The organism is Allobosea sp. FBZP-16, assembly GCF_002831785.1.
In the GTDB taxonomy this organism is placed as follows: domain Bacteria; phylum Pseudomonadota; class Alphaproteobacteria; order Rhizobiales; family Beijerinckiaceae; genus Allobosea; species Allobosea lupini.
The window spans coordinates 108,981-135,974 of sequence record NZ_LNCQ01000055.1 but is presented as its reverse complement, the minus strand read 5'-3'; the positions used below and the strand labels follow the sequence as shown (position 1 = coordinate 135,974).

The window sequence follows — 26,994 nt, the reverse complement described above, 5'->3', positions numbered from 1 at the left end:
GATGGCGCTGGCATCCCTGTTCTCGCCCGGCCGGCTCGGCGCGGTGCTGGCCAAGGAGTTCGTGCAGATGCGGCGCGACCGCATCACCTTCGCGATGATGCTGGTGGTGCCGATCGTCCAGCTGCTGCTGTTCGGCTACGCGATCAACAATGATCCCAAGGGCTTGCCGGCGGCGGTTCTGGCGCTGGGCCAGGATCGCTACACCCGCTCGGTCGTCGCGGCATTGGAGGTCTCCGGCTATTACCGCTTCGCCAGGCGCCCCGAGAGCGCGGCCGAGGCCGAAAGCCTGATGGCGCGCGGCGCGATCTCCTTCCTCGTCACCATTCCCAGCGATTTCGGCATGCGGGTCGAGCGCGGCGACGAGCCGCGCATCCTGGTCGAGGCCGATGCGACTGATCCGGCGGCGTCGAGCAATGCGGTCGGCGCGCTGCAGACCATCGCCAGCCGGGCGCTGACCCGGGCGCTTGGCACCGATGAGCTGAAGCGCGAGCAAAGCGAGAGCGCGCTCTCCTTCGTGGTGCACCGGCGCTACAATCCCGAGGGCATCACCCAGTACAACATCGTGCCCGGCCTGCTCGGCGTCATCCTGCAGATGACCATGGTGATGATGACGGCGATGGCGCTGACCCGCGAGATCGAGCGCGGCACCATGGAAAACCTGCTCGCCATGCCGGCGACCCCCGGCGAGATCATGCTCGGCAAGGTGTTGCCCTACCTCGCGGTCGGCAGCGTCCAGGTCGCGGTGGTGCTCTCGGCGGCGAAGCTGCTCTTCGGCGTGCCCTTCCTCGGCAGCCTCGGCCTGCTCCTGACCTGCGTCACCATCTTCGTGCTGGCGCTGGTGCTGCTCGGCTACACGATCTCGACCATGGCGCGCACGCAGCTCCAGGCGATGCAGCTGACCTTTTTCTTCTTCCTGCCGTCGCTGCTGCTCTCGGGCTTCATGTTCCCCTATGCCGGCATGCCGCTCTGGGCGCAGTGGCTCGGCGAGATCTTCCCGCTGACACATTTCCTGCGCGTCGTCCGCGCCATCATGCTGAAGGGGGCTGATCTCGGCGATATCGGGCTGGAGGTGTTCTACCTCTCTATCTTCGTGCCGCTCTATGCCGGGATCGCGCTGCTGCGGTTCAGGAGCACGCTGGATTGACGCGGAGCGCAACGTCCGCTCTGCGGAATTGTAGCTTGCAAAAAAATAGTGACTGCGGTAGCGAGCCTGGGCCATGCAGCCCAAGCTCGCTCCCCTCACCGAATGCCCCTGCGCCCTCGCTGTCGAGACCGTCGGCGAGTGGTGGAGCATCCTGATCCTGCGCGATGCGCTGCAGGGGCTCACCCGTTTCGACGAGTTCGAGCGCAGCCTCGGCATCGCGCCGAACATGCTGACGCGCCGGCTGAAGCAGCTCACCGAGAGCGGGCTGTTCGAGCGGCGGCTCTATAGCGAGCGGCCGAAGCGCTACGAATATGTCCTGACCGAGAAGGGCCGCGACGTCTTCCCGGTCATCGTGGCGCTGATCGGGTTCGCCAATCGGCATCTCGCGCCGGAAGGCGCCTCGCTGCTGCTGGCCGAGCGCGGGACCGGCCGGCCGATCACGCCGATCGTCGTCGATGCCGCAACCCTGAAGCCTGTCACCGCGGATAGCGCCACCGTCATCGCCGGGCCGCGCGCCAGCAACGACCTGCGCGAACGCCTCGCGGCGCGCCAGGCCGCTACCCGAGCCAGATCGTAATAGGAGCCGCCATGCGCCGCATCGTCGTCACCGGACTGGGCGTCGTCTCGCCTTTGGGCTGCGGCACCGAGCTCGCTTGGCAGCGCCTGCTCGCCGGCCGCTCGGGTCTGCGCCGCCTGCCGGATGCTGTCGCCGAAACGCTACCGGCCAAGATCGCGGGTATCGTGCCTGGCAAGGCCGAGGACAATCAGGGCGGCTTCGATCCCGATGTCGCGATCGCGCCGAAGGACCAGCGCAAGATGGATCGCTTCATCCAGTTCGCGCTGGTCGCGGCCAAGGAGGCGCTGGGGCAGGCCCGTTGGCAGCCGCAGGACGAAGCCGAGCGCGAGCGCACCGCGACCGTGATCGCTTCGGGCATCGGCGGCTTTCCGGCGATCGCCGAGGCGGTGCGGACGACCGACCAGCGCGGCGTGCGCCGGCTCTCGCCCTTCACAGTGCCGTCCTTCTTGGTCAATCTCGCGGCCGGCCATGTCTCGATCGATCATGGCTTCAAGGGGCCGATCGGCGCGCCCGTCACCGCCTGCGCCGCCGGCGTCCAGGCGATCGGCGATGCCGCGCGGATGATCCGGGCCGGCGAGGTCGACATCGCACTCTGCGGCGGCAGCGAGGCCTGCGTCGATCTCGTCTCGCTCGGCGGCTTCGCCGCGGCGCGTGCCCTCTCAACTGGGTTCAACGACGAGCCGGAGAAGGCCTCGCGCCCCTTCGACCGTGACCGCGACGGCTTCGTCATGGGCGAGGGCGCCGGGATCCTGGTGATCGAGGCGCTGGAACATGCGCAGGCGCGCAGCGCGACGATCCTCGCCGAACTGACCGGCTACGGCACCAGCGCCGACGCCTATCACATCACCTCCGGCCCCGAGGATGGCTCGGGCGCACGCCGGGCGATGGAGACGGCGCTGAAGCAGGCGGGTCTCAAGCCCGGCGATGTCGCCCATCTCAACGCCCATTCGACTTCGACGCCGGTCGGCGATCGCGGCGAGCTCGCCGCGATCAAGGCGGTGTTCGGCAGCGAAGGCGGCATCGCGATCAGCGCGACGAAATCGGCGACCGGCCATCTGCTCGGCGCCGCCGGCGGGCTGGAAGCGGTCTTCACCATTCTTGCGCTGCGTGACCAGATCGCGCCGCCGACGCTCAATCTCGAGAACCCGGACGGGGATGCCGCCGGGCTCGACCTCGTGGCGAAGGCGGCGAGACCGATAGCGATGGAGCACGCCATCTCGAACGGCTTCGGCTTCGGCGGCGTCAATGCCAGCGTGGTGTTCAGGCGCTGGACCTGAGAGGGTTCCGGAGTTCGCAAAAAAAAGCGCGAGTCGTCCCGGGCGACCGCAGGCAGACCCGGGACCCATTCCGGAAGCTCTATCGGAAAGGCTCAGGAATGGGTCCCGGATCGGCGCCGCTTCGCGGCTTGTCCGGGATGACATCCGTTTTGATGGCGAAGCCTGGCGGGTTGGCGATTCAGACCCTCAAAGCGTCACCACGACCTTGCCGAACTGCTCGTTCGATTCGAGATAGCGATGCGCCTCGACGATCTCCTCGAACGGAAACGTCCGGGTGATGATCGGCGTTAGCGAGCCGTCGTTCAGGCCGTCCAGGATGAAGGCCTTGGCGGCGGCGAGCCGAGCCGGGTCGCCTGCGATTTCGTGGACGAGATAGCCGCGCAGCGTCAGGCTCTTGCTCAGGACGTTGAAGAGCGGGAAGGGTGTCGTCTGCGGGCTGAGGCCGCCATATTCGAACAGGATGCCGCCGCGCCCCATCGCGGCGGTCAATGGGATGAAGGCTGGGCCCCCGACCGCGTCGAACACCACCCTGACGCCGTCTTCGCCTGCGATCTCCTTCAATCGGGCTTCCAAGCCATCTTCGGCCAGGGCGACGACATGGGCGGCGCCGGCCTCGCGCAGCGCCTGCGCCTTCCGCGAAGTCCGCGTCACCGCGATCGGGATCGCGCCGATCCGGTTGGCGATCTGGATCGCGGCGAGGCCGACGCTGCTCGACGCGGCGGTGATCACCACATGCTCGCCCCGCGCGAGCCGTGCGATGTCGACCAGCGCGCCATAGGCGGTCAGGTACTGCATCCAGCTCGCCGCAGCCGCCTCCCAGCCGAGCGTCGGCGGGTGCTTCACCACCAATTCGGCCGGGACGGTGACCAGTTCGCCATGCACCGGCGAGCTCACCATCGAGCGCGGTGGCACCAGGCTGACGGCATCGCCCGGCGAGAGGCCTTCGACGCCGGCGCCGACGCTTTCGATCAGGCCCGCGGCTTCGAGGCCGATGCCGGATGGAAACCGCGCCTGCTCGATATAGCTTCCCGAGCGAAACAGAACCTCGGCCCGGTTGAGGCCGAGCGCCTTGGTCCGAATCCGGACTTCGCCAGGGCCGGGCGGTGGGACGTCGATGTCCTCGATGGTCAAAACCTCGGGGCCGCCATGGCGGTGAAAGCGGATCGTGCGGGCCATGCTCATGACTCCAAAACAGAGCGAATGAATGAGCTATGGCAGCGCGCCGTCCTGCGATAAATTCCGCTCCACGATCGACAATCGGAACCATTGATTTCGGATGATGGACCGCCTCACCAGCATGGCCGTATTCGTCAGGGCGGTCGATCTCGGCTCCTTCGCAGCGGCAGCAGCGGCGCTCGGCCTGTCCGCGCCGATGGTCGGCAAGCATGTCCGTTTTTTGGAAGAGCGGCTCGGCGTGCGCCTGCTCAACCGCACGACGCGGCGGCAGAGCCTGACCGAGTTCGGCCTTGCCTATTGCGAACGCTGCCGGAGCGTCCTCGCCGAGGCCGAGGCGGCCGATGCGCTCGCCGCCGACCAATTCGGCGAGCCGCGCGGCAAGCTTCGGGTGGCGCTGCCGGTGCTGTTCGGCCGGTGCTGCGTCATGCCGATCCTGCTCGACCTTGCCCGCCGGCACCCGCAGCTGGAACTCGACCTCGCCTTCGGTGACGGCTTCGTCGATCTCGCCGAAGGCGGGCATGATCTCGCCATCCGCACCGGCGAGCTGCACGATGCGGCGAACCTCGTGACGCGCCGGCTCGCCCGCCAGCGCATGATCGTCTGCGCTGCGCCTTCCTATCTCGACGCCCATGGAACGCCGACGCGGCTGGCCGATCTCGCTGGTCATGACGCGCTGATCTATCGCCGTTCCGGTGGCGTGCGTCCCTGGCTGTTCCCTTGCGAGGATGGGCCGCCGGTGGAGGTGATGCCGCGGCATCGTTTGCGGTTCGACGATCTCGAGGCGATCGCCGATGCGGCCTTCCTCGGCATGGGGCTCGCCTGGCTGCCGTCCTGGCTGGTGCGCGAACGCCTGAAAGCCGGCGCGCTCGTCGAATTGCTGCCGGGCGAGGGGCGACTACCCTATGACGTCCAAGCGCTCTGGCTGCAGACGCCGCACCTGCCGCCGAAGGTGCGCGTCGCCATCGACGCGCTGGCCGCGGAGCTGCCGGGACTGATGTGAGGCGCTTGCGCAGCGGCTAGAAAAGACTAGTTATCTGACTAGGTTGATTTGAGCGTCGAGGGCGGGATGAAGAGCTGGCCGGTGCAGGATGCGAAGGCGCGCTTCAGCGAGTTGCTCGAGACCTGTCTCAAGGAAGGCCCCCAGATTGTCAGCAAGCGAGGTGCTGACGCCGCGGTTCTGGTCCCGCTGAAGGAGTGGGAGCGGCTTCAGCGAAGTGCGAAGCCGACATTGAAGGACTTGTTGCTCGCGGACGAGGCTAGGGTCGATCTGGATTTGCTCGGGCGTGGCCGGCTCCGCCGGCGCGAGCCCGGGGAGCTGGTGTGAAACATCTATCTCCTCGATACCAATGTCGTCTCCGAACTGCGCCGCCTGCGGCCGTATGGCGCCGTGCTGGCTTGGCTGGATGGCGTGGCCGATGCCGACCTGCATCTGTCCGCGGTCACCATCGGAGAGATACAGGCCGGTATCGAGATGACTCGTGAGCAAGACGTTGCCAAGGCGGCGGAGATCGAGGCTTGGCTGGATCAGGTCGCGCGGACCTACAACGTCCTCGACATGAATGCCGACGTCTTTCGCGCCTGGGCAAGGCTGATGCACCGAAAGTCGGGTGAGATCATCGAGGACGCGATGATCGCAGCAACCGCCTCCGTCCACGGGTTGACGGTGGTCACGCGCAACACCCGCGATTTCGAGGGGCTGAACGTCCCGCTCCTCAACCCGTTTGCAGCCACCTGAGCGGTGATCAGCTTCGGTTTGCCGGGGCTGATGTGAGGCGGCCCCGGCGTCAGGTTCCGCTCAGAGCGGGATGTTGTCGTGCTTGCGCCAGGGACGCTCGACGCTCTTGGTGCGCAGCATGGCGAGGGCCCGCGCGATCCGGCGGCGGGTCGAATGCGGCATGATGACTTCGTCGATATAGCCGCGCTCGGCCGCAACGAAGGGGCTCATGAAGCGGTCTTCATATTCCTTGGTCTGGCGCGCGATGGTCTCGGCATCGCCGCCGCGGAAGATGATCTCGACCGCGCCCTTGGCGCCCATCACCGCGATCTGCGCGGTGGGCCAGGCATAGTTGACGTCGGCGCCGATATGCTTGGATGCCATGACGTCATAGGCGCCGCCATAGGCCTTGCGCGTGATGATCGTGACCAGCGGGACTGTGCATTCGCTGTAGGCGAAGAGCAGCTTGGCGCCGTGCTTGATCAGGCCACCATATTCCTGCGCCGTGCCGGGCAGGAAGCCGGGAACGTCGACCAGCGTGACGATCGGGATTTCGAAGGCGTCGCAGTAGCGCACGAAGCGGGCGCCCTTGCGGCTGGCGTCGGAATCAAGCACGCCGGCCAGCACCATCGGCTGGTTGGCGACGATGCCGACGGTGCGGCCCTCGATGCGGGCGAAGCCGGTGACGATGTTCCTGGCGTAGGCTTCCTGGATCTCGAAGAAATCGCCCTCGTCGACGACCTTCAGGATCAGCTCCTTGATGTCGTATGGCTTGTTCGGATTGTCCGGGACTAGCGTGTCCAGGCTCATGTCGACGCGATCGGGCACGTCGAAGCTCGGCCATTCCGGCACGCCGACGGTGTTGTTGGCCGGCAGGAAGTCGATCAGGCGGCGCACCTGCAAGAGCGCCTCGACATCGTTCTCGAACGAGCCGTCGGCGACCGAGGATTTGCTGGTGTGGACCTTGGCGCCCCCCAGCTCTTCCGAGGTCACCGTCTCGTTGGTGACGGTTTTCACCACCTCCGGGCCGGTGACGAACATGTAGCTGGTGTCGCGGACCATGAAGATGAAGTCGGTCATCGCCGGCGAATAGACGTCGCCGCCGGCGCAGGGACCCATGATCACCGAGATCTGGGGGATGACGCCCGAAGCCTGAACGTTGCGCTTGAAGACCTCGCCGTAGCCGCCGAGCGCCGCGACGCCTTCCTGGATGCGGGCGCCGCCGGCGTCGAACAGGCCGACGATCGGCGCGCGCATCTTCAGCGCCATGTCCTGGATCTTGATGATCTTCTGGGCGTGGGTCTCGGAGAGCGAGCCGCCGAAGACGGTGAAGTCCTTGGAGAAGACGAAGACGGTGCGGCCATTGACCGTGCCCCAGCCGGTGACGACGCCGTCGCCGGGGATCTTCTCGGCCTTGTCCATGCCGAAATCGACGGCGCGGTGTTGCACGAACATGTCGAACTCCTCGAAGGAGTCCTTGTCGAGCAGCAGCTCGATGCGCTCGCGGGCGGTGAGCTTGCCGCGCTTGTGCTGCGCCGCGATGCGCTTTTCGCCGCCGCCGAGGCGTGCGCCCGCGCGCCGGTCTTCAAGCTGTTCGAGAATGTCCTTCATCAAGAGCCTCCCGGGGCGCAGTCTTTAAAGGTCCTGTTCCCGCTTAAGCGGCGCTGCGGGCGAAGTCCATTGCGGCCTTCGCAGCATGCGGCTGGCGTTTTGTGCACCGCGGTGTCGGTCACGGCATCGCCCGGCTCTGCGGGCCGCTGCCGCCATCGAGAAGCAGGGTCCGCAGGCCTGCGAGTGCATCCTGCAGCCTCTCGAGCTTCGGGCCGCCGAGACTGAGCCGCACGCCCCATGACGGTGCCTGCGCATCGGCCAGGAAAATCTCGGGAGCTGGCAGAAGGATGCCCGAGGCGGCGGCGCGAGCCGGCAGCGCCGTGGCCCGCTCCGGTGCCATCGGCAGCCAGACATGGAAGCCATTGCCCGAGCTCAACGCGGTCCCGGGCGGCAGAAGCTCGCGCGCCAGGGCGACGCGACGGCTCGCCTCATCGCGAATCGAGCGCGTGACCGACGCTGCAGTGTCCTCGCTGAGCCAGCGCTCCATGATCAGGCAAGAGAGCAGGGATGCCATGGTGCAGGTCGCGGCAAGTTCGGCGAGGGCAGGCGTCAGCCAGGGCTCTGGGACGAGCAGCGAGCCGATGCGCAGGCCCGGACTCAGCACCTTCGACAGGCCGGAGACATGCAGCGTCCGCTCCGGCGCGAGCGCGGCGATCGCGATCGTGCCCGGCTCGGCCAGGGCGGCGTGGATATCGTCCTCGATGATCACGGCATCATGGGCGCGGCAGAGCCTTGCGATGTCCTGGCGCCGGGCTTCGCCCATCGTCGCCGTGGTCGGATTGTGCAGGGTCGGCGTGATGTAGAGCACGGCGCGCCGCCCCGCCGTTTTCGCCTCATGCAAGGCCTTGTCGAGCGCCTGCGGGACGAGGCCCTGCTCGTCGATGGCGAGGCCGGTCAGCCGCAGGCCACGTCGGCGGGCCAGGGCGATCGCCCCGGGATAGCTCAGCGCCTCCGTCAGCAATTCGGTGTCCGGCCCACAGGTGATCGCGAATGCGATCGCCAGGGCATGCTGGGCTCCGTGGCAGATCAGCAGCCGCTCGGGGGCAGCTGCAATGCCTGTCGGCGCGAGCCAGCGGGCCAGCAGCGCGCGATGGTCGAGCCTGCCGGCGGGCGCGGCATAGGCTCCGAAGCTGTCGGCATCGAGCCGCCTTGCAAGGTCGGACAGGCTGGCGGCGAGCAGGCGGTCGCTCAGCTGCTGCGGGGGCACGTTCACGCTGAGATCGATCGTGCGACCGGCCGCTCGGGGCAAGCCGGCGACGAACATGCCGCGGCCGCGGACGCTACGCACCAGGCCGCGACGTTCGAGCTGCGCATAGGCCTTGGTCACCGTGCCGATGCCGATATCGAGCTGCCAGGCGAGGGGGCGGTGAGCCGGCAGGCGCGCGCCCGACGGCAGCGAGCCGTCGGCGATATCGCGAGCGAGAGCCTCGACCAGCCTTTCGCTGGCCGAGCCACGGCCCTCCGCGAGGCGCGGTCGCCAGGGTGAAGCGAGGAGCATGTGATCTAACAAATTGCGTCACGGGACACTTTTCACTCTATGCAAGAAGTGTCACATCCACAATCACCGGCGCGACGCTTGCTAACGCTGGACCGGACATGACACCGCAATTGCTGCTCGCCTTCATCGGCTATGCCTTCGTGACCTCGATCACGCCCGGGCCGAACAACACGCTGCTGCTCGCCTCCGGCGCCAATCACGGTTTTCGTGCCAGCCTGCCGCTGCTGCTGGGGATCAATCTCGGCTTCTCCGGCCTCGTCCTTGCGGTCGGCCTCGGGCTAGGGGGCCTGTTCAGCGCGATCCCTGTTCTGCACGACATCCTGCGCTATGCGGGCAGCGCCTATCTTCTTTATCTCGCCTGGAAGATCGCGCGTTCGGCTCCTCTGGAGCCCGGCGCAGAGGCGGCGGCGCCGCTCAGCTTTCCGGCGGCCGCGGCGTTCCAGTGGGTCAACCCCAAGGCCTGGATCATGGCGGTCGGAGCGGTTGCGGCCTACACGCCGACGGAGGGCTACTTCCTCAATCTCGCGATCGTCGTGATCGCCTATGCGCTGGCGAACGGGCCCTGCATCGCGGTCTGGGCCATCGGCGGCACGATGCTGCGCGGCCTGCTCTCCGACCCGGCGCGGCAGCGCGTGTTCAACGTCGTGATGGGGCTGCTGCTGGCTGCTTCGCTCTACCCCATTCTGGCGAGCTGACAGGCGCTCTCGTCAGCCGCTTGCGAATGAAATAAGTATATGCTTATGTGTCTGACATGGAGCAGGACATCTTCAAAGCGCTGGCCGATCCGACCCGGCGGGCGATCTTCGAGAAGCTCGCTGTCGGCGGCATGAACGCCAGTGCCTTGCGCGAGGGCATGGCGATCAGCCAGCCGGCGATGTCGCAGCACCTCGCCGTGCTGCGGACCGCCGGGCTGGTGCGCGAGGAACGGCAGGGGCGCTTCGTCAATTACGAGGTCGACCCGAACGGGCTTGCCCTGATCGCGCAATGGCTGGCGAAATACCGGGCCTACTGGCCGGCGCGCATCGATGCTCTCAAGGATCTGCTGCGGGACATGGACCAATGAGCGAGAGCGAGACGCAGGAGCACACCAAGGAGCTGGTGTTCGCATATCAGCTCGATGCGCCGCCCGAGAAGGTCTGGCGGGCGCTCAGCATTCCCGCCTTCCGCGAGCGCTGGCTGCCGGCGCAGGTCGAGGCGTTGTCCAGCGTGCCGGGCGAAGAGCTGCGCTACCGCTTGAGGGAGGACGAGCCGCCCTTCCTAGAGAGCGTCGTGACCTTCCAGCTCGCGCCGAACGACGCGGGGACCGAGCTGCGGATCGTCCATAGCCTGACCGATACGCGGTTGAGCGCGTCGCCGGCACCTGCGAACAGCAACCAGCCGCTGATGCTGCGCGCCGCCTGACGGCGCGGGCCCAGTCCGCAAGCACCATCAACAATCCGGAACTGAGGAGGTCGTCGATGCACGGCACGATGCAGCTCGTCCCCATGGTCGTCGAACAGTCGACGCGCGGGGAGCGTTCCTTCGACATCTACTCGCGCCTGCTGCGCGAGCGGATCGTCTTCCTGAACGGCGAGGTCAACGATGCCAGCGCCGCGCTGGTCTGCGCGCAATTGCTGTTCCTGGAGGCCGAGAACCCGAAGCGGCCGGTCCACTTCTACATCAACTCGCCGGGCGGCGTGGTCACCAGCGGCCTCGCGATCTACGACACGATGCAGTACATCCGCTCGCCCGTGCATACGCTCTGCATGGGCACGGCCCGCTCGATGGGCTCCTTCCTCCTGATGGCGGGCGAGCCGGGCGAGCGCGCGGCCTTGCCCAATGCCAGCCTGCATGTCCACCAGCCGCTCGGCGGGGCGCAGGGGCAGGCGTCCGATATCCTGATCCATGCCGAGGAGATCCAGAAGACCAAGCGGCGGATGATCCGGCTCTATGCCGAGCATTGCGGACGCAGCGAGGAAGAGGTCGAGCGCACGCTCGACCGCGACCGCTTCATGACCGCCGAGGAAGGCAAGGACTGGGGGCTGATCGACCGCGTGCTGACCGAGGCTCCGGCAGTGGAGGCATGAGGTATTTGCGGGATGTTGGTTCGGGACCTTTTCCCGTGCGCGAGTCGTCCCGGGCGTAAGGCCCGGGACCCATTCCGGAACCTCTCTCGGAAAGGCTCAGGCATGGGTCCCGGATCGGCGCCGCTTCGCGGCTTGTCCGGGATGACATGAAATGAGCAGAGCGACTTTGGCCGGGCAGACCGTCAGGCGCTCGGCTTGCTCGGGTCGCCGAACTCATGGTTGAGAGCGACCGCGGCACGCACGAGCTCGGTCGCGATCTTCGTATCGACCGCATCGCCCGCGCGCAGCACCATGGTCGCGAGCTCGAACTTGCCGCCCGGCTTCAGCCGCGGCTCGATATGGCGCAGGCGCTTGCCGCGCCAGAAGCCGAAGAGCACGCGCTCCGCCTCGGCCCGTATCAGCAGCACGGGCCCGTTCGAGAAATAGACCAGATGCGTCCACTTGATCCGCTCGTCGAGCGGAGCTGCCGCCTTCACGGCAGCGCGCAGGGCCTCGACCGCCTTGAGTCGCCAGCCATCGAGCTGGGCGATATAGTCTTCCGGGTTGTCAGCCTTGGGCGCGCCCGGGATCATCGCCTCTAGCCCTTCGTCAGCAGCAGCACGGCGGCGTCGTATTCCTTGCGGCGAATGGCGCGGCGCTCGGCCGCTTCCTCGTCCTGACCCCAGATCCCGATCTGGTAGTCCTCGTCGAGATGGGCGGCGGCCCAGGCCGCCTCGGCGTCGATCAGCCGCTCAGTCAACGCGAGCATCAGGATGGTCGAGCCGGTCAGCGTCATGACGTTGTGGGCGCCGGCGAGCGCGACCGGGGAGGTGATCACGGCGACGCGCTTGGCCACGGCGTCGAGCACCGTCTGCGGCTGTTGCGTGAAGATCACGCCCTGCGCCATGACGAAACGGCCGCCGATACGGTCTTCGAGCGCCGCGATCAGCGGGTTCCAGACCGCATCCTGCCGCTCGACCAGCGCTTCGGGCTCTCCGGCGCGATAGCAGAGCGCATCGCTGCCGGCATAGCGGACGATCTCGGCGCGAACCGCCTCATGCTGGTCGGCCACGCCGTCGAGCGCCGAATTGACCAGCCGGGTCAGCGGCATGCGGGCCGGGTCGATCTCACCGGTCTGGGCGTCCCATTCCGCCGCCAGCGCTTCGGCGACAGTGCGCGATGCTACGGCGAGCGGCTTGCGGGCCGGGGTGCGGGCGGTGCGGCCGTCGAGCGCGACATGGAACAGGTCGTCACGCTCCAGCACGCCCGCTTTCTCGTAGAAGCGCTTGGGCAGCGGGTTGCGCATCGCCTGCTGGGCGGCGGCGACGGGATCGGGCTGGCGCTGGCCGGCAGCGCCGAAGCGGGCAAGGAAATCATCGGTCGACATGGGCCGGGGTCTAACACGACGCCGAGCGCTGGTCAGCCACCGAACCTGTCGCGCCAGGCCGGCTTGGCGCCCGCAAAGGGCAGGGCGCTGGCTGAGTATACCGCCCGCGCCACGGCGCGCGCCAGCACGTCGGCGGCGGTGGCGCAGAGCTCGGTCAGGGCGAAGGCGTCGGAGGGCGCGCCGCTATGGCCGGTCGCGGCGGCGAAGACGACGTCGCCATCGAGCGGGGCATGGACCGGCCGCAGGGCCCGCGCCAGCCCGTCATGGGCGCAGAGCGCCATGCGCTTGGCCTGTGCCTTGGTCAGCACGGCGTCGGTCGCGACCAAGGCGATGGTGGTGTTGGCGCCCGGCCCGCCCTTGAAGCGCAGGCCGAGGTCTTCCGAAGGGATCGTCGCCGGCCAGCCGCGGCCGCCGAATTCGGCGCCTTGCTCGTAAGGCGCGGCCCAGAAATGCGGGCTGTCGCCTATCGTCGCCGTGCCGACCGCGTTGACCGCGACGAGCGCGCCGACGACCTGGCCTGTCGCGGCCCGCGCACTGGCCGAGCCGAGCCCGCCCTTGAGATTGGCTGTGGTCGCGCCGAAGCCGGCGCCGACGCTGCCGAGCGTGAACTCGGCCGCAGCGGCGGCGCTCGCAGTCTCGGCGAGAGCGCGATAGGGCGCCTCGCCCTGGCCGCGGGCGAAGGGCTTGTCGCCGCCATTGGCGAGATCGAACAGGATCGCCTGCGGCACGATCGGCACGCGATAGCCGCCGATCGGGAAGCCGCGTCCTTGCCGCGCCAGCCAGCTCAGGGTGCCATCGGCAGCGGATAGGCCCCAGATCGAGCCGCCGGAGAGGACGATGCCGTCGATATGCTCGACCGTCATGCCCGGCTCGAGCAAGGCCGTGTCGCGCGTGCCGGGCGCGCCGCCGAGCACGGCGACGGAAGCGATGCTCGGCCGCTCGAACAGGGCGACGGTGACCCCGGTCGCGGCAGCGGAATCCTCGGCATTGCCCACGAGGACGCCACGAACGTCGGTGATGAGGTTGCGCATGGCTGAAGCTCGTTGCGGATTCGGCGCGGTGATCATTGCCGGCATGCTGCGCCGATTCGGCGTAGCGCGGCGACCCTGATGGAACTTACCGCTCGTCGGCGCGTCGTGCCGACATTACGATCTTGTCATGCGTGCGCCATGGCCGGGTCAGGCCGTCCGAGGCATCGTGGCGACATCGCGACCCGGCTTCGAGACCCGCAAAGCGACCCGTTGTTGTAGACACCACAATCGGAGACCTCGCATGAAACGTATCGCCCTCATCGTCGCCTCCAGCGCTGCGGCTGTCGCTGCGACACTGGCGATCGCACAGCCGCAGCCGATCCCGCCCGCTCCGGGCAGCAATCCGCCGGGGCAGCAGCAGAACGAGACGCGCGGTGATCGTGCGGATCGCGGCGAGCGCACCGACCGGCGCGAGGAATGGCGCCAGCGCCGCGCCGAGCGGGCGACCGCACGGATGAACGAGCGCCTCGCCCAGCTGCGCACCGACCTCAAGCTCAAGCCCGAGCAGGTGCCGGCCTTCGAGAAGCTGGAAGCGCTGATCAAGCGCAATGCCGAGCAGCGCCAGGAGCGCTTCGCCAAGATGCGCGAGCAGCGCGAGACCTTCCGCGACGCCGACATCATGGAGCGGCTCGACATGATGGCGAACCGCCAGGGCGAGCGCGCGGCCCGCAGCAAGGAGATGGCGGATGCGGTGCGCCCGCTCTGGTCGACACTGTCGGACGAGCAGAAGACCGTGGCACGCCGGGCCGTGCGCCAGGCGATGTCGGAAGGCCGCGAGCGGATGCGCGAGATGCGTGGGCGCTCGATGGAATGGCATGGCCGGGGCGGCGATCGTGACCGCTATGGCGATGACGATCGGGGACCGCGCCGCTGGCGCGACCGCGGCCATGACGACGACGATCGCGGCTGATTGCGCGCTGTTGGAAATGAGAAGGGCGGCCCCGGGGGCCGCCCTTTTTTGTTTGAGCCCCACAAGCTCTAATCTTGAGGAGATCGCGTCAGCGGCCGTCTCGAAGGATGCTCCAGCTGGTTCCGGAGCTTCCTGGACGATCCTTTGAGACGCAGCCGAAGCCTGCTCCTCAGGATGAGGGCTTGAGGTGAGTATTCGGACTGCTCAGGTGCCGACAGCGTCCTTGACGCATTTCGTCGTGAAGCTGGTCTTGGCGGCGCCCGCCAGCTTCTTGTCGGCCGCCTGCTTGTCGCAAGCCGCGCCGGCGTCCTTCTCGCATTTGGTCACGAAGCTGGTCTTGGCCGCACCGGCGAGCTTCTTTTCTGCGGCCTGCGCATTGCAGCTCGGGCTCTGGGCGACGGCGGCACTGGACAGGCCGATGGCGAGGGCAGCGAGGATGAGCGTCTTCATGGCGGGATGATCCCTGTGGCGGGACAAGGATGCTAACCTGAGTCGCGACGCAGCGTCATCGCGGAGGCAGAATGCGCAGGTCGTCGGTCCAGCGCGCCGATTTCGCGAATCGGGCCAGAGCGTTGCCGCGTTCGGCTGAGAGGTTGAATCAATATCCGAGGCGCAAGCGACCGCGCCTGCCGGCAAGATCGGGTCCCCTTCATTGAACCGTCACATCCTGCCCGCTATAGGCGGCCGGTCGCGGCAGTCGGAAGCGCGCCGCCGTTACCGGGGGCAGGCGCATGCGCTTCATCCAGACCTTCGAGCTCTATCCCTTCCTCGATTCGGTCGTCAGCCTGCTTGCCGCCTTCGTGCTGGGCGCGCTGATCGGGGCCGAGCGTCAATATCGCCAGCGAACCGCGGGCCTGCGCACCACCGTGCTGGTCGCGGTCGGCGCCGCCGCCTTCGTCGATCTTGCCATGCGGCTCGCCGGGGCGGATGGCGCGATCCGCGTCATCGCCTATGTCGTCTCCGGCATCGGTTTCCTCGGCGCCGGCGTGATCATGAAGGAGGGGATGAACGTCCGCGGCCTCAACACCGCGGCGACGCTCTGGTGCGCGGCCGCGGTCGGCGCCTGTACCGGCGCCGACATGGTGGCGGAAGGGGCGCTGGTGACGGTCTTCGTCATCGCCGGCAACACCTTGCTGCGGCCGCTGGTCAACGCGATCAACCGCATCCCGATCAACGAGAAGGCCTCGGAGGCGACCTATGAGGTCGTCGTCACCACCGATCCCGAGGCACTGCCCTCGGTGCGCGAAAAGATGGTCGAGCTGCTCGAGCAGGCAAACTATCCTGTCGGCGACGTCAAGACCGTCGAGCGCGGCGAGGATGCCATCGAGATCGTCGCGACGCTGATCAGCACGGCGGTCGAGCGCAAGGAGCTCGATGCCGTCGTCGAGCGGATCGAACGCGTGGATGGCGTGACCCACGCGACTTGGGAGAGCAGCACCAGCGATTGAGCGCTGCCCTCAGCGCCTGACGATGCGGTTCTCGACGCCCGAGGTCGAGATGCTCGGTTCCCGGACATCGGCGGCGGCCGTCCAGCTCAGGCTGTTCTTGACGCCGCCGACCTCGATCTTCGCCGGTCCGGTCAGCTCCAGATCGATCGTATGATCGGCGCCTGAGACATCGATCTCGGCCGCGGTCTCGCCGGCGTGGACCTTGGTCGAGACCGTGTTCTCGGCCGTCTCGACGGTGAGGCTGCCGGTCGAGCCGCCGTTCGCCTTGTTCTGAGCGCCGCTGACCGCGAGCGAGGTCGAATCCTCGAAACTGACCTTGTGGCCGCTGCCGTGGATGCCGATCGCGCCGCAGCTTCCCTTGAGCTCGACCGTATGGCCCTGGCCGGTGATGGCGACATCTTCGCCATTGCAGGTGAAGTCGCGCGACTGGCCGACGCCGGCGATGCTGATTTCTCCTGCAACAGCGAGTGTCGGGGCGGCGAGCACAACGAGCAGGATGGAAAGGGTCGGTTTCAAGGGCCTTCTCCTTTGGCGACCACCAGGCAGCCCAGGGCGGCTGCCATCAGCCTGCCTGACGGCGAACTATGGCCGTGATGAGGAGGCTCCCGAGCAGGCGGGTGGCGTTCGCTGTCGGGTGCGCCGGCGCAATCGGAGGTTGATCAGCGTGGGAACGACGGTAACGTCCGCTCCGGAGCATTAGAGAGGTGGGGACGGAATGAAGCCTATCGCGCAGGACTGCAGCCTGGCAGCTGCGGCGCTCCTTTTCGGCTTGGCTCTTGCCCCGGGCGCGAGCCTCGCAGACGGCCCGCTCCCTGCGTTCCAGACGAGCTTCGTGACGAACTGCCTGAGCTCGAAAGACTGGAAGATTTCCGGGCAGCTCGACAAGGCGGTGCGGGCCGATCGCATCCGCTGCGTCGAAGGCGAGCGGGCCGGGCAGGAGAGGCCGGCGCTCGCGATCACGGTGAAGCCCGGCGACGCCTACGACCCCAATCCCGGCTCGACGCCGACCGAGCGCTCGGAAGTCCAGATGACCGCCGAGTTGATCCGTTTCGATGCGACGAGCTGGTACAGCTTCCGTTTTCGGGTCGAGAGCCCGTGGGCGCCGCGGCGCAACCGCACGGTGATCCAGCAGATCAAGCAGAACATCGACCTGCGCTACGAGAAGGGCCGGGGCGGCGAGGAGATCTGCGACGCCGCCAACCCGCTGTTCAAGATCGAGGTCGACTCGGACAACGGCAAGCCGGTGTTCCGGGCCAAGACGGCGGGGACCGAAACCTGCGGCGACAGTGTCGGCCAGGCGCAGTTCTGCGGCGACTGGCCGGTCGAGCCGGATCGCTGGCACCGCGTCAACGTCATGATCCGGCCGAGCCAGCAGGCAGGCGACAGCCGCCTCAGGCTCTGGCTCGACGGGCGCGCCTGCCCCGAGTTCCGCGGCGTGCTCGGCTATCCGCGCTATGGCACGGTGAAGGACGGCAAGCCCTTCATCGACACGCAGCCGCGCTTCGGCATCTATCGCGATGCGCTGCCGGATGTCAGCCAGACGATCCTGTTCGACGACATCGCCTTCTGGACGCAGGACCCGGCCGGCCATCCGGGCTGGGACGGGATCGCCGATACGCGTCCCGATCAGCCGATGGTGCAGGCCAATCGCTAGCTCGCATCGCGGCTGGAGCGGTCATCCACCATGCAGGATCGCCCGCGCCCTCGACCGGGTGCGAGGCGGCGGCCCTTCCTTGCCGGAAGAGCGACATGCCAAAATGAGGAGTCCACATTCCGGCTCGATGCTCTAGCATTCCGTTGGGTCCGGGGCGGATCGATCGTGGAAAAACGGCTTTGTTAGACGGCTGCTGCGTATCGAGACCGAATATGCTTCACGTGGAGTCTCGTCATGGGCAACATCGCGCAGTTCACGCCGGTCGACTACATCAAGCGCCTGCATAGTCTTTCAGTTCCTGGTTATGATGGAACTGTCGCAATAACGCGATACATGTCGGCTAATCCTGCCTATGGCGGTAATGCCCGCCCGGCCGACTTGCTGAACGCAATCGCCGCCGCGGTGAAGAAGCGTACCGATCTGGCAGCGAAGACGAAGGTCGACGGCTATGCTCGCGTCTTCACCGGGCAGGGCGATCCCGACGGTTTCATCAATGTCATGAGCCTCGTCGTCGAGCTGCGCGAGGAGCTCATGAAGACCAAGGCGCTGGCCGAGCCGCTGAAGAAGGGCAACTATCTGCAGGAGCTCTGCGACAGGGGCGTCTTCGGCATGGACTGCATCGGCTTCGTCGGGACGTACATGTCGGAATCCTGCCTCGAGCCGAGCTATCCCGGCGGGCGACCGCTCGACTACACGGCCAAGTTTCCGCCGATCAAGGATGTCGACGAGATCGAGCAGTACAGCGTCGTGATGAAGGCTGACGGCCAGCACATCCAGATGATCAACGACTATGAGCTTCTGGCGAACGGTACTCTGAAGGTCGATCTCTGCCAGTCGGCCAGCTGGGCCGGCGCATTTGATTCAAGCAAGGGATACGGGCCGCAGTTCAATGGCGGCGTCCTGCTCCGCCCCGGCGGCGGCAGCTACCTCCCCGTCGAAGCATTCCGGGCCGCGATGGCCAAGTTCAAGCAGCAGAACAGCGATCCCAAGGCGATCGTGGCCAAGGAGAAGGAACTCCGCAAGGAAATGACGGAAACGAACCGGAAGTTCGGCTTCTGTGGTGGCGCGATCTTCCAGCTTGGCGGAGACGGCAGCCCGCCGAACCCGGTTTCCGGCTCGGTCTATATCGGCGTGATGAAGGGCGGCGGAATCCGGATCAAGACACCGCGGGACTGGTCGGCCGTGGAATACCAGCAGCGCTGAGACAGCGAGCCGATAAAAAAGGAGAGGGCGATGTTTCGCCCTCTCCTGAAACGTTGACAGCTGCCGGACCGTGCAAACCGGTCCGAACGATCAGCGCGAGTAGAACTCGATGACCAGGTTCGGCTCCATCTGCACCGCATAGGGCACGTCCGACAGGGTCGGGGTGCGGGTGTAGGTGGCGGTCGACTTGGTGTGGTCGGCGTCGATGTAGTCAGGCACGTCGCGCTCGGCGAGGGCGGCCGACTCGATCACGATGGCGAGCTGGCGCGAGCTCTCCTTGATCGCGATCACGTCGCCCGGCTTGACCTGGTACGAGGCGATGTTGACGCGCTTGCCGTTCACGGTGATGTGGCCGTGATTGATGAACTGGCGGGCGGCGAAGACGGTCGGGACGAACTTGGCGCGGTAGATCACCGCGTCGAGACGGCGCTCGAGCAGGCCGACCAGGTTCTCGCCCGAGTCGCCCTTGAGGCGGATCGCCTCGGCGTAGTAGCGGCGGAACTGCTTCTCGGAGATCGAGCCGTAGTAGCCCTTCAGCTTCTGCTTGGCGCGCAGCTGGGTGCCGAAGTCGGACGGCTTGCCCTTGCGGCGCTGGCCGTGCTGGCCGGGGCCGTATTCGCGGCGGTTGACCGGGGACTTCGGGCGGCCCCAGATGTTCTGACCGAGACGGCGGTCAATCTTGTATTTCGCCTCATGGCGCTTCGACATGTCGCGTGTCCTCTATGGTTCGCGAGTTGAGGACCGCGCCCTCCTCCTCCCCGTCTCCGGGGCGACAGATCCGGCTCGAGAAGACGAGCGGATCACGGGTGCGGAAAAAGCCACGCGGCCCCATGAGGAGCCGCGCGACGCCGGCTTACAAGCACTGCCGGCGTGATTTGTCAAACCTTTCCGCGTCAGAGCGGCAGCGGCTCGGTGTCGATGCGCGCCAGGCCGAAGCCGGCGAGCGCGATATGGGCCGGGCCGGAGAGGCTGGTACCGTCGGTGAAGACGGCGACCGTCGAAGCCGCCTCCGGGCGCGGCTGCGCCGGTCCGAGCAATTGTTCCGTGCGCCGCGCGATCGCAGGGGCGGGGTCGATCCACTCGACCGGCCAGGGCGCGAGACGCTGCAGGCGCGGCAGCAGCAGCGGGTAATGCGTGCAGGCGAGCGTCACCACATCGGTGCGCCGGCCTTCGCGGGCGACGAAGCAGGGCGCGATCTCGGCGGCGATCATGGCATCGTCGGCCGGCTCGCCCTTCAGCACCGCTTCCGCCAGAGCGGCGAGGTTGCCGGCGCCGACCAGAATGACCTCGCAGCCGGCGGCATAGCGCTCGATCAGGTCGTGCGTGTAGTCGCGGGCGACGGTGCCGGGCGTCGCCAGCACCGAGATCAGTCCGCTGCGCGTGCGCTCCGCCGCGGATTTCACTGCCGGGACCGTGCCGACAAAGGGGATGGCGAAGCGGGCCCGGAGCGCCGGCAGCACCAAAGTGGAGGCGGTGTTGCAGGCGATGACGACGAGATCGGGATGGAAGCGGTCGACCAGACGCTCCATCACAGACAGTACTCGATCGACCAGCGCCTGCTCGCCGAGGCGGCCATAGGGGAAGGCGGCATCGTCCGCAGCGTAGACGATGTCGGCATCGGGGCGCTGGCGCATAACCTCGCGCAGCACGGTGAGGCCGCCGAGACCGGAATCGAAGACGAGGATGGTCGGGGTTCGCAAGCAGAGCACCGGCGCGGCATAGCCGGCTCCGGCCAGAAGATCGACCCGCATCGCACTCATACCCGTCGCGCCCGGTAAGCTCTCGATTGGACGCCTGGCGAGTTAAGGAGCGGTGAACGCTTCGCTACGCGCCGTTTGATAATTTAGTTGACTCTGTCCATTAACTGGCATTTCTCATCGCGGGATGAGTAGGTCAGCCATGCCCGCCACAGACACGCCTGCCATCGCGGCGATCCGCCGTTTCGGCCGTTTCCACACCCGCTTCATCGGAGCGCTGGGCGGCGACCTGCATGGCTCCGGATTCGGGCTGACGGAAGGGCGCGTGCTCTACGAGCTGGCGCAGCGCGATGGCTGGCGGGCCGGCGAACTGGCGCGTGAGCTTGGGCTCGACCCGGCCTATCTCTCGCGATTGCTGAAGCGCTTCACCGCACTGGGCTGGCTGGGGCGGGCGAGGGCGGACGGCGATGGGCGCGCCTATGAGCTAAAGCTGACGGCCGCAGGGCACGACGCCTTCGCGCCGCTCGACGAGGCCTCGCGCCGGCAGGCCGACATGATCCTGTGCCGACTCGGCACGGGCGAGCAGGCGAGCCTCGTCTGCGCGCTGGAGCGGGCGCAGACGCTGCTGTCGGGCGCCGCCGGCCCGCAGCCGGCGGTTGTGATCCGCGAGCATCGTCCGGGCGATATCGGCTGGGTGATCTCGGCGCATGCCAGGCTCTATTCCGAGGTCTATGGCTGGGACATCAGCTTCGAGGCGCTGGTCGCCGAAATCGCGGCGAAGTTTCTGCGCGAGTTCAAGCCGGGGCAGGAGCGCTGCTTTATCGCCGAGCTCGACGGCGAGCCGGTCGGCTCGGCTTTCGTGGTGCAGGAGAGCGAGGAGGTGGCGAAGCTGCGGCTCGTGCTGGTCGAGACGCGGGCGCAGGGGCTCGGCCTCGGCAAGCAGCTGGTGCGCGAGGCGATCGCTTTCGCCCGTGCGGCCGGCTATCGCCGCATGGTCCTGTGGACCAACGACATCCTGCACGCCGCCCGCGCCATCTACATCGCCGAGGGCTTCAGGCTGGTGGCTGAGGAGCAGCATCACTCCTTCGGGAAGGACCTGGTTGGGCAGAACTGGGAGCGCGATCTGTAGCGCTCGGCCAGAGCAGCAGGAACAGCAGGTAGGCGATCGAGAGCGCGCCGCCGACCGGCGTCATCGTTTCGAGTGGCGCCGGCAGGCGCGCCTGCATCAGCATCGGTAGCACGGCATATTCGAGCAGCTCGATCGCAGCCATCACGGCGATGACAGGCAGGACCGGAAAGGCGGTGTCACGAATGCGCTGGATCGCAAGCGCCAGCAGCGTCCAATAGAGCAGGACCTGGATCGCGGCGTTGGGGATTGGCTCGACGAAGAGGCGGGGGTCGGCGTCTTCCGCCCAGGTCAGGCCGAGAAGCCGCTCGGCGATGACGGCGACGACGAGCAGCAGCGCGCAAGCCAGCAGCAGATAGCCCGCGAATCTGCCTCGCCCGAGCCTGCCATCGAGCCGCCACAGGCGGGAGAAGCCGGAGAGCATGCGTTCGCCGTCACTGCACCGAGGTCAGCGCCGCCCGCTGGAAGTCGGTGCGGCGCTGCTGGTGCAGCGCGCCGTCTCCCGTCGTCACGACCGAGAACATCACGAAGCCGCCCTGCTTGCGCGGCAGTACATAGAACTCGGAATACTTGGCATCGCCGCCATTCTCGCAGGACGAGAAGCCGCGCAGCACGCTCGCCCCTTCGACGGTGTCGGTGGTCCGGCCCGAAGCGAACCGGCCCTGGCAACCGCGCGCGTCGGCGGCGGAGACCGCGGCGGCGACGTCGACATCCTTCTGGTTCGGATTGGAGAGGACGCGCACGAGCCCGGTCGCGCCCTTGGCCTGCCAGCCGGCGCCGTTGCCGCCGATGCCGGAGGGCGCCTCCGCGCCGCTCAGCACCTTCGGCTCGGGCAGTTGTGCCTTGAGCAGGAAATTGGTCGCGAGCGTCACCGCCTCGAGCTGGATCGCCGGATCGGTTGCCGCGGCGGTCGTGGTGCCGCCGCCCTGCGCGGGCGCCGGCGTGCCGGGCGCGACCTTCAGGCTGGCGTTGGCCTTCACGCAGTCGAGCAGCGCCGGCATGATCTCGGCGGTCGCGGTCAGGCGAAAGGTGTAGCGCGCGCCGAGCATGTTGGCTTCGAGGAACTGCGCGCCGCGGAAGGCGCGGACGATGTTGGAGTTCGCCGGCATGGTGACGACGACGAGCTGCGGCTGCACTGCCTTGGCGTTGATGCGGACGATGTCGTTGCGGTCGAAGGCCATCTCCATCGGCACGTCCGTGCCGGGCTTCAAACCCCAGGAGCGGTTGGAGAAGCCGAGGTTCCAGCCGTAATTGCCATTGAGCGAGGCGTGCATGGTGACGCCGCTCTTGTAGCTTGCCGAGACCGCGCAATGCGAGAACACGCCGGTTTCGTTGTTGGTGAAGGCGCCGCCGGCCCAGTTGCCGACCGAGAACTTCGCATAAGGCCCGGCAGCCAGCACAGGCGAGGCCAGCAGGACACCGGCAAGAACGAGCGACAGGCGCATTATCAGGCTCCGCATCGATCCCCAGCGCAGCCATGGTGGCAAAAACCTGCCGGGTTGGGCAAGCCTTGTCCGTGCCAGAGCCGGTCTCGGGAGCGCCTAGACCTTGAGGCGGGCCACCGCCGCGGCGGCTGTGCGCCCGGCGAGAGTCGCGCCGCCCGCGGTCATGGCGCCGCCGCCGGCGGTCGCCTCGCCGGCGAGCCAGAGCTTGCCGCCGATCGGCTCGGCCAGGATCTCGCGCGCATCGGCATGGCCCGGCCGGCAGACGGAATAGGAGCCGTGCGAGAACGGGTCGGTCCACCAGGCCGGGAAGGAGACCGGGCCGGCCGCCTTGCGGAACTCGGTCCCGACCATCGCGGCGAGCAGGTCGACGACCTGCTCGCGGGCGGCAGCGGGGCCGGCGCTCGAGAGATCGCGGGCGAAATCGCCGCCGCAATAGCCGATGACCAGGTCGCGATCGTCGGGGAAGAGATCGAAGCTGATCAGCCGCTCCGCCGAGCCGGCCTCGAAATAGGTCGTACCCGGGACGATGCCGAAGCGATCGCCTGCGACCTTGAGCGCGATCTTGGTGAGCGCGCCCATGCCGATGCCGGCGAGCGCGTCACGGGTGCGGGCTGGAAGCTGGGGCGTGAAGCGGATCGCGCCCGATTTCAGCACGCCGACCGGCACGGTGACGATGCAGGCGCGGGCCCGCAGCGTTCCCGCGGCGGTGGTGACGGCGACGCGCGAGCCGCTCCAGTCGATCGCAGTGACCGGCTGGCCGAGGCGGATGTCGAGACCTTCGGCATAGCGGGCGACGAGATTGCCGTAGCCGCTCGGCACGACGTAGTCCTCGCCCGCCCAGAGCCGCTGATAGTCGCGGGCCGAGATGCGCGCCGATTCCTCGCCGATCGAGAGCAGCATGCCGGACGCCGCGACCGGCGCGAGATCGGGGCCGAGATCGGCCAGCACCTGCGCGACCGAGAGGTCGCGATCGTCCAGGTCGGCATTGTCGAGCCGCCGGTCGATCTCGCCGAAGGCGCCGCGGCGGCGGGCACGGTCGCCGGCGGGCATGGGCTTGCCGCTCTGGAAGAGCTGGAAGCCGCCGCCGCGGCTCTCGCTCGGGGTCTGTACGCCGAGCTCGCGGGCGATCTCGGTCCACGGGTTGCGCTCGGCCCAGTGGATGAACATCGCCCCCGCGTCATAGGCCGGGCCGAGCGAGGAATCGGTGAAGGTGCGCCCGCCGAGGCGATCGCGGGCTTCGAGCACGACAACGGAGCGCCCGGCGGCCTGGAGCTGTTTCGCCGCGGCGATGCCGGCCGCTCCGGCACCGATCACCACCGCGTCCGGCTCGGCGGCGCGGGCGGGCGAGTGCCCACTGGCGGCGCTCATCGCCAGCGCGCCAGCGCCTGTCAGCAATGTCCGGCGGTCGAGCATGAAGAAAAGTCCGTGTGTCTGCGCGGGCCGATGATGCCAGCCGCTTTTCGCGCTGCAATACACGAGCACGCGTGTGGCGGGAGCAGGGCCATCACAGCTTTGCGAGGCCGATCGCATGTCCGTCTCGGCCGCTCTCCGCCTTTCAGTTTAGACCAATGATAAATTCAGTTTAGAATTCCAATAAATAAGTAATCTATCACGCAAGCGCGAGTCTATTGACAGTTAAATTGGGATTTAATAACCGCTGATGGTGAAAGTAAGGCGCAAGGCCTAGTTTTCATGGATTATAAAAAGCATTTCGACTTGGCAAGTCAGTTTGACGGGTCGATCTGCTTGTCAGCGACAGGACATGGGCGATGGGGACGAATGGCAGTGGGCTGCGCCGGGGCGTAGCGCTTGGAGCCTTGATGCTGGCGGCAGCGCCGGCGCTGGCGCAGCAGCAACGCAATTCCGCTCCGCCTGCGGCCACCGAGCAGCTGCAGCTCGACCAGATCAACGTGCAGGGCGAGCGTGAGGCTGCGCCGCTGCTGCAAGGGCCGACGACCACGACGACGACGCGCGCCGAGCTCGACCGCCAGCAGGTGCAGAGCCTGACGGACCTGTCGAACCGGGTCGAGGCGGGCATCACCTTCAATCGCCAGAACGGCTCGCTCAACATTCGCGGCCTCGACGGCGCGCGCGTGCTGACGACGATCGACGGCATCCGCCAGCCCTTCCTGATCGACACCCGCATCAACCGCGCCGGCACAAACGCCTTCGACTTCGACTCGCTGTCCTCGCTCGACCTGCTGCGCGGCGGCAGCGGCGGCGCCACCCTGGGTGGCGGCGCGCTGGGCGGCGCGCTGGCGGTGCGCACGCTCGACCCCGAGGACATCATCCGGAATGGCCGCTCCTATGGCGCGCTCGCCAAGACCGGCTATGACAGCACCGATCGGGCCTGGTTCGGCAGCGCTGCCGCGGCGGCCCGCATGGGCGGCACTTCAGTTATGCTGCAGGGCGGTTTCCGCAACGGCAACGAGATCGACAGCAAGGGCAATGACAAGTCGATCGGCGCCACCCGCACCGCGCCGAACCCGGCCGACTTCAATCAGTACAGCTTCCTCGGCAAGATCTACCAGCAGGTCGGCGAAGCCCATCGCTTCGGCATCACCGGCGAGTTCTTCAAGCGCGCCGACCGGATCCAGACCCGGACCAGCACGGTGTCGCTGACCGGCAATTTCCGCCCGGGCGCCTATCAGACCGGCGAGGATGTCGAGCGCAACCGCGTCTCGCTGACCTATGACTACAAGCAGCCCGGCGGCCTCCTCATCGACGAGGCGCATGCCAATCTCTACTGGCAGCGGCTGAAGCGCAACGACCTGGTCAGCGCCTATCGCTACACCAGCATCGTCGGGCCCTATGGCCGCGACAACGAGAACGAGCAGACCGCCTACGGCTTCAACGGCCACGTCATCAAGAACCTGCAGACCGGCGGGCTCTCGCATCGCGTCCTTCTCGGCACCGAGCTTCGCATGTCGTCGCTGAAGCAGTATTCCTCCGGCGTGGACAACTGCCCGGCGCGGCCGGCGAGCGGCTCCTATACGGGGGCGTTCACCACCTGCAACAACCTCTTCACCAACCAGTCGGACCAGCCCGACATCGATGGGCGGCTCGTCGGCGTCTACGTCCAGGACGAGATCGGCCTGCTTGAAAACCGCCTGCGCGTCACGCCCGGCGTGCGCTTCGACTGGTATGAGGAGAAGCCGCAGTCGACGCCGGCCTATTCGGCCGGCGGCTCGCGCCCGGTCGGCCTGCCGCCGTCCTCGAGCGACTCGGCCTGGTCGCCGCGCATCAGGCTGGAATACGACATCCTGAAGAACGCGCCTTGGGTGAAGGATGTCACCGTGTTCGCGCAATGGGCCAAGAGCTTCCGCGCGCCGACGGCAGATGAGCTCTATGGCCGGTTCGGCGGACCAAGCACCTATCTGCGCGCCGGCAATCCGCTCCTGCGTCCGGAGGAAGGCAATGGCGTGGATGTCGGGCTTCGCTTGGGCGACAAGCAGCTCGGCGGCTCGATCACCTATTTCCACACCAGCTACCGCAACTATATCGAGCAGTACCAGCAGCAGGCCGCGGGCGTGGGCGGGCTTTACCCGCAGGGCGGCATCGTCGGCCTGCGCAACATCCCGCGCGCCGAGATCCAGGGCGTCGAGGTCAACGGGCAATACGGTTTCGCGCCGAACTGGCTGGTGCGCGGCTCCTTCGCCTATACCCGCGGCCGCAACAAGACCGACGACATTTTCCTCAACTCGATCCCGCCGATGCAGGGCATCGTCGCCATCGCCTACGGCACGGATCGCTGGGGCGCCGAGGTCTCGGCAAAGATGGCCGGCAAGCGCGACGACGTCTCGACGGTCCAGGCCGGAACCGGCTTCAAGGCACCGGGCTATACGCTCTTCAACGCGTCGGCCTGGTGGCGCCCGATGCCGGAGATCGCCGACCTCGAATTGCAGATCGGCGTCTACAACATCTTCGACCGCAAGTACTGGGATGCCGCCAACGTGCCGCTCTCCCGCCCGCAGCCGCGCGACTACTACAGCGAGCCCGGCCGCACCGTGAAGGCGACGCTCAAATACCAGTTCTGAGCGTCGGAGGTTTC

The 26,994-nt window shown here is 67.4% G+C and carries 29 protein-coding genes; 16 read left to right on the top strand and 13 right to left on the bottom strand.

The genetic code is table 11. The features are described 5' to 3' along the window. Window position 1 precedes the first annotated feature (1 nt). From CXY91_RS27380 to fabF, 3 genes are all read left to right on the top strand, one after another. Window positions 2-1,144 (top strand): ABC transporter permease, encoded by a 1,143-nt coding sequence (locus CXY91_RS27380; protein ID WP_349236608.1) that lies wholly within the window; start codon window positions 2-4, stop codon window positions 1,142-1,144. Window positions 1,145-1,217: 73 nt separating this feature from the next. After that, window positions 1,218-1,721 carry a winged helix-turn-helix transcriptional regulator gene (locus CXY91_RS27375; protein ID WP_100965066.1) on the top strand — a complete coding sequence of 168 codons (504 nt, stop codon included), beginning with the start codon at window positions 1,218-1,220 and terminating at the stop codon, window positions 1,719-1,721. Window positions 1,722-1,732: 11 nt separating this feature from the next. Continuing rightward, complete coding sequence (fabF, locus tag CXY91_RS27370) at window positions 1,733-2,998, top strand: beta-ketoacyl-ACP synthase II (protein WP_100965064.1); 1,266 nt, start codon at window positions 1,733-1,735, stop codon at window positions 2,996-2,998. A 186-nt stretch (window positions 2,999-3,184) separates the two neighbouring features. Here fabF and CXY91_RS27365 read toward each other — a convergent pair whose 3' ends face one another. Further along, on the bottom strand, window positions 3,185-4,174 hold the full coding sequence (locus CXY91_RS27365) for a zinc-dependent alcohol dehydrogenase family protein (protein WP_100965062.1): 990 nt from the start codon (window positions 4,172-4,174) through the stop codon (window positions 3,185-3,187). Between the two features lie 103 nt (window positions 4,175-4,277). Here CXY91_RS27365 and CXY91_RS27360 point away from each other — a divergent pair, with 103 nt between their 5' ends. The 3 genes from CXY91_RS27360 (at window position 4,278) to CXY91_RS27350 (ending at window position 5,909) form a co-directional block, all read left to right on the top strand. Then, the gene (locus tag CXY91_RS27360; protein ID WP_100965171.1) at window positions 4,278-5,174 is read left to right on the top strand and encodes a LysR family transcriptional regulator; all 897 of its coding nucleotides are present in this window, start codon (window positions 4,278-4,280) and stop codon (window positions 5,172-5,174) included. A gap of 66 nt (window positions 5,175-5,240) precedes the next feature. Then, window positions 5,241-5,498, top strand: a complete 258-nt coding sequence (locus CXY91_RS27355; RefSeq protein ID WP_100965060.1) for a type II toxin-antitoxin system Phd/YefM family antitoxin — start codon at window positions 5,241-5,243, stop codon at window positions 5,496-5,498. A gap of 3 nt (window positions 5,499-5,501) precedes the next feature. Further along, complete coding sequence (locus CXY91_RS27350; protein ID WP_100965058.1) at window positions 5,502-5,909, top strand: type II toxin-antitoxin system VapC family toxin; 408 nt, start codon at window positions 5,502-5,504, stop codon at window positions 5,907-5,909. 60 nt (window positions 5,910-5,969) lie between these two features. Here the strand turns inward: CXY91_RS27350 and CXY91_RS27345 are convergent, their stop codons facing one another. Further along, window positions 5,970-7,499, bottom strand: coding sequence for an acyl-CoA carboxylase subunit beta (locus CXY91_RS27345; protein ID WP_091840980.1), 1,530 nt, complete (start codon window positions 7,497-7,499; stop codon window positions 5,970-5,972). 118 nt (window positions 7,500-7,617) lie between these two features. Next, a complete protein-coding gene (locus tag CXY91_RS27340) occupies window positions 7,618-8,997 on the bottom strand; it encodes an aminotransferase-like domain-containing protein (protein WP_100965056.1) in 1,380 nt (459 codons plus the stop codon). 98 nt (window positions 8,998-9,095) lie between these two features. On the opposite strand from CXY91_RS27340, the gene CXY91_RS27335 reads away from it, so the two are divergent. Genes CXY91_RS27335 through CXY91_RS27320 form a run of 4 tightly spaced genes read left to right on the top strand, consistent with a single transcriptional unit; the run spans window position 9,096 to window position 11,063 of the window. Next, complete coding sequence (locus CXY91_RS27335; RefSeq protein ID WP_100965054.1) at window positions 9,096-9,692, top strand: LysE family translocator; 597 nt, start codon at window positions 9,096-9,098, stop codon at window positions 9,690-9,692. A 56-nt stretch (window positions 9,693-9,748) separates the two neighbouring features. Next, a complete protein-coding gene (locus tag CXY91_RS27330) occupies window positions 9,749-10,060 on the top strand; it encodes an ArsR/SmtB family transcription factor (RefSeq protein ID WP_091840987.1) in 312 nt (103 codons plus the stop codon). After that, the gene (locus CXY91_RS27325; protein WP_100965052.1) at window positions 10,057-10,398 is read left to right on the top strand and encodes an SRPBCC family protein; all 342 of its coding nucleotides are present in this window, start codon (window positions 10,057-10,059) and stop codon (window positions 10,396-10,398) included. The genes CXY91_RS27330 and CXY91_RS27325 overlap by 4 nt, the downstream gene beginning before the upstream one ends. Before the next feature lie 56 nt (window positions 10,399-10,454). Continuing rightward, window positions 10,455-11,063: an ATP-dependent Clp protease proteolytic subunit gene (locus tag CXY91_RS27320; protein ID WP_092161998.1), complete on the top strand. Its 609-nt coding sequence runs from the start codon at window positions 10,455-10,457 to the stop codon at window positions 11,061-11,063. A gap of 182 nt (window positions 11,064-11,245) precedes the next feature. On the opposite strand, the gene CXY91_RS27315 is transcribed toward CXY91_RS27320, so the two are convergent. Genes CXY91_RS27315 through CXY91_RS27305 form a run of 3 tightly spaced genes read right to left on the bottom strand, consistent with a single transcriptional unit; the run spans window position 11,246 to window position 13,460 of the window. Continuing rightward, window positions 11,246-11,635, bottom strand: a complete 390-nt coding sequence (locus tag CXY91_RS27315) for a DUF1801 domain-containing protein (protein ID WP_100965050.1) — start codon at window positions 11,633-11,635, stop codon at window positions 11,246-11,248. A 5-nt stretch (window positions 11,636-11,640) separates the two neighbouring features. Then, entirely contained in the window at window positions 11,641-12,429 is a 789-nt protein-coding gene (locus CXY91_RS27310) for an ATP12 family chaperone protein (RefSeq protein WP_100965048.1), read from the bottom strand. A gap of 32 nt (window positions 12,430-12,461) precedes the next feature. Continuing rightward, the gene (locus tag CXY91_RS27305; protein WP_100965046.1) at window positions 12,462-13,460 is read right to left on the bottom strand and encodes a P1 family peptidase; all 999 of its coding nucleotides are present in this window, start codon (window positions 13,458-13,460) and stop codon (window positions 12,462-12,464) included. 241 nt (window positions 13,461-13,701) lie between these two features. Here CXY91_RS27305 and CXY91_RS27300 point away from each other — a divergent pair, with 241 nt between their 5' ends. After that, on the top strand, window positions 13,702-14,370 hold the full coding sequence (locus tag CXY91_RS27300) for a Spy/CpxP family protein refolding chaperone (protein ID WP_158673611.1): 669 nt from the start codon (window positions 13,702-13,704) through the stop codon (window positions 14,368-14,370). 204 nt (window positions 14,371-14,574) lie between these two features. Here CXY91_RS27300 and CXY91_RS27295 read toward each other — a convergent pair whose 3' ends face one another. After that, window positions 14,575-14,820: a hypothetical protein gene (locus tag CXY91_RS27295; protein WP_100965042.1), complete on the bottom strand. Its 246-nt coding sequence runs from the start codon at window positions 14,818-14,820 to the stop codon at window positions 14,575-14,577. Between the two features lie 281 nt (window positions 14,821-15,101). On the opposite strand from CXY91_RS27295, the gene CXY91_RS27290 reads away from it, so the two are divergent. Continuing rightward, on the top strand, window positions 15,102-15,818 hold the full coding sequence (locus CXY91_RS27290) for an MgtC/SapB family protein (RefSeq protein WP_100965040.1): 717 nt from the start codon (window positions 15,102-15,104) through the stop codon (window positions 15,816-15,818). A gap of 9 nt (window positions 15,819-15,827) precedes the next feature. Here CXY91_RS27290 and CXY91_RS27285 read toward each other — a convergent pair whose 3' ends face one another. Continuing rightward, a complete protein-coding gene (locus CXY91_RS27285; RefSeq protein ID WP_158673610.1) occupies window positions 15,828-16,334 on the bottom strand; it encodes a DUF3060 domain-containing protein in 507 nt (168 codons plus the stop codon). Window positions 16,335-16,533: 199 nt separating this feature from the next. Between CXY91_RS27285 and CXY91_RS27280 the strand changes: the two genes are divergently transcribed. Both CXY91_RS27280 and CXY91_RS27275 read left to right on the top strand, forming a co-directional pair. Beyond that, window positions 16,534-17,472: a heparin lyase I family protein gene (locus tag CXY91_RS27280; protein ID WP_100965036.1), complete on the top strand. Its 939-nt coding sequence runs from the start codon at window positions 16,534-16,536 to the stop codon at window positions 17,470-17,472. Between the two features lie 234 nt (window positions 17,473-17,706). Continuing rightward, window positions 17,707-18,675 (top strand): hypothetical protein, encoded by a 969-nt coding sequence (locus tag CXY91_RS27275; RefSeq protein WP_158673608.1) that lies wholly within the window; start codon window positions 17,707-17,709, stop codon window positions 18,673-18,675. A gap of 90 nt (window positions 18,676-18,765) precedes the next feature. On the opposite strand, the gene rpsD is transcribed toward CXY91_RS27275, so the two are convergent. Together rpsD and murI are read right to left on the bottom strand one after the other, a co-directional pair. Continuing rightward, complete coding sequence (gene rpsD, locus CXY91_RS27270) at window positions 18,766-19,383, bottom strand: 30S ribosomal protein S4 (RefSeq protein WP_091841016.1); 618 nt, start codon at window positions 19,381-19,383, stop codon at window positions 18,766-18,768. A gap of 185 nt (window positions 19,384-19,568) precedes the next feature. Further along, on the bottom strand, window positions 19,569-20,426 hold the full coding sequence (gene murI / locus CXY91_RS27265; protein ID WP_100965169.1) for a glutamate racemase: 858 nt from the start codon (window positions 20,424-20,426) through the stop codon (window positions 19,569-19,571). A 148-nt stretch (window positions 20,427-20,574) separates the two neighbouring features. On the opposite strand from murI, the gene CXY91_RS27260 reads away from it, so the two are divergent. Continuing rightward, complete coding sequence (locus CXY91_RS27260; protein WP_100965032.1) at window positions 20,575-21,501, top strand: bifunctional helix-turn-helix transcriptional regulator/GNAT family N-acetyltransferase; 927 nt, start codon at window positions 20,575-20,577, stop codon at window positions 21,499-21,501. Here the strand turns inward: CXY91_RS27260 and CXY91_RS27255 are convergent. The 3 genes from CXY91_RS27255 to CXY91_RS27245 all read right to left on the bottom strand — a co-directional run bounded on the left by CXY91_RS27255 (window position 21,425) and on the right by CXY91_RS27245 (window position 24,356). Continuing rightward, entirely contained in the window at window positions 21,425-21,922 is a 498-nt protein-coding gene (locus tag CXY91_RS27255) for a hypothetical protein (RefSeq protein ID WP_100965030.1), read from the bottom strand. The two genes, CXY91_RS27260 and CXY91_RS27255, sit on opposite strands and share 77 nt — an antisense overlap. A gap of 10 nt (window positions 21,923-21,932) precedes the next feature. Next, complete coding sequence (locus CXY91_RS27250) at window positions 21,933-22,943, bottom strand: hypothetical protein (protein WP_100965028.1); 1,011 nt, start codon at window positions 22,941-22,943, stop codon at window positions 21,933-21,935. A 96-nt stretch (window positions 22,944-23,039) separates the two neighbouring features. After that, window positions 23,040-24,356, bottom strand: coding sequence for a flavin monoamine oxidase family protein (locus tag CXY91_RS27245; protein WP_100965026.1), 1,317 nt, complete (start codon window positions 24,354-24,356; stop codon window positions 23,040-23,042). Window positions 24,357-24,763: 407 nt separating this feature from the next. On the opposite strand from CXY91_RS27245, the gene CXY91_RS27240 reads away from it, so the two are divergent. Then, window positions 24,764-26,980, top strand: coding sequence for a TonB-dependent hemoglobin/transferrin/lactoferrin family receptor (locus tag CXY91_RS27240; RefSeq protein ID WP_158673607.1), 2,217 nt, complete (start codon window positions 24,764-24,766; stop codon window positions 26,978-26,980). The last annotated feature ends 14 nt before the right edge of the window (window positions 26,981-26,994 follow it).